Origin of the sequence: Sulfitobacter sediminilitoris, assembly GCF_010667575.1 — a bacterium.
GTDB lineage: Bacteria > Pseudomonadota > Alphaproteobacteria > Rhodobacterales > Rhodobacteraceae > Sulfitobacter > Sulfitobacter sediminilitoris.
This window is the reverse complement of the sequence record NZ_JAABNT010000082.1, coordinates 1-804: the sequence shown is the minus strand read 5'-3', so window position 1 is coordinate 804 and position 804 is coordinate 1. Positions and strand designations below refer to the sequence as shown.

Annotated in this window: 1 protein-coding gene; it reads right to left on the bottom strand. The window is 56.7% G+C overall.

Annotated elements, in window-relative coordinates; genetic code table 11:
* Positions 1-693, bottom strand: a 693-nt coding sequence (gene istA / locus GV827_RS23205; RefSeq protein WP_408056279.1) for an IS21 family transposase, incomplete at its 3' end; no start/stop codon positions are given.
* Between the last annotated feature and the right edge of the window lie 111 nt (positions 694-804).

Below are 804 nucleotides of genomic sequence, written 5' to 3'. Positions count from 1 at the left end.
GTTCCGGCGGGTGTAGCCAACCGTTCCCTCGACTTTACCTTTGTCATTCCCTTTGCCCGGGCGGCCAAACCGATCCTCAAACAGATAATGGGACACCAGTTCTGAGAACACCCGGGTTCGTTTGCGCTGCCCGTCCCCCAGAATGCGGGCCACGGCAATCCGCGTGTTGTCGTACAGGATCGACAAAGGTATGCCGCCGAAGAACGCGAACGCGGCTACATGTGCGTCACAGAACGCCTCGGTTGTCTCGGCCGGGTACGCCTTCAAAAAACACGCATCTGAATGCGGTAGGTGCATCACCAGAAAGTGGATCTTCCGTTCAACGCCGCCGATGATTGCAAGCGCCTCACCAAAGTCCACCTGAGCATGACCTGGTGGATGTGACAGAGGTACAAACATCTCCCGCTGACGCTGTTTGGTCGCGAAGACGTAATCCTTCACAATCGTGATGCCCCCAGCAAAGCGATGCTCATCACGCAGTCGTTCAAATATCCGCTTCGACGTGTGCCGCTGCTTCTTGGGAACCAGTTTGTCGGCCTCAAGGATCTCGTCGATAATCCCCGTAAACGCGTCCAGCTTTGGGCGACGGATAGCTTTGTCGCGCCGATAACCTGGCGGGATCGAAAACCTCAGCATCTTCTCAACAGTGCGACGGTTGATCCCAAAGATACGCGCCGCTTCCCGACGGCTCATGCCGTCAACAAGAACAGCGTGACGAACGCGCCCATACAATTCCACGTGCTTCAATCCCGCCCTCCGCCAAAACGAAGAGCCTAACAGGACAGGCCAATCAGCCCATCTGCG